This window comes from Mesorhizobium sp. M8A.F.Ca.ET.202.01.1.1, from assembly GCF_004791595.1.
GTDB lineage: Bacteria > Pseudomonadota > Alphaproteobacteria > Rhizobiales > Rhizobiaceae > Mesorhizobium.
This window is the reverse complement of the sequence record NZ_SRUN01000080.1, coordinates 1-426: the sequence shown is the minus strand read 5'-3', so window position 1 is coordinate 426 and position 426 is coordinate 1. Positions and strand designations below refer to the sequence as shown.

The 426-nt window shown below is 64.3% G+C and carries 1 pseudogene; it reads right to left on the bottom strand.

Features of this window, described 5'->3' with window-relative positions:
* Positions 1-48 precede the first annotated feature (48 nt).
* Positions 49-426 (bottom strand): annotated as a pseudogene (locus tag EN845_RS33930) (hypothetical protein); the annotation flags it as partial.

Genomic DNA, 426 nt, shown 5'->3' with positions numbered 1-426 from the left:
GCCAGAGGGGGGGTGCCTGGCACCGACAATCTCGAGATTGGCTGGCGCCTATGTTTTCACCAGCTTCACAGGTAAATCCCCTCTCCGCTTCGCCGTCAGCTCCCGCATCAGCCGCCGCTCCCGCACCTCGATCGAAAGCTGCGCGCTCGACGGGCAGAACTGGGCGTTGCCGGCCTTGGCCTCGCCGCGGATGAAGCGCCGGATGGCGGCCTCGACGTCTTGAAGTTCGGCATCCTGCACGGCGGCGAGATAGCCGCGCAGCTCCATCTCGGCGTCAGCGAGCGCGGATTGCGGGAAGCAAGAAAACATCGCGGCCAGCGCTTTCGCCGCCTGCTGCAATTCGGCTGCGGTCATTGATCTCCTCGATGATCTTGTTGGCGGCATCGACATGGGTGTTGCGGCGATGCCATTTTTGTCCGGCTGGGC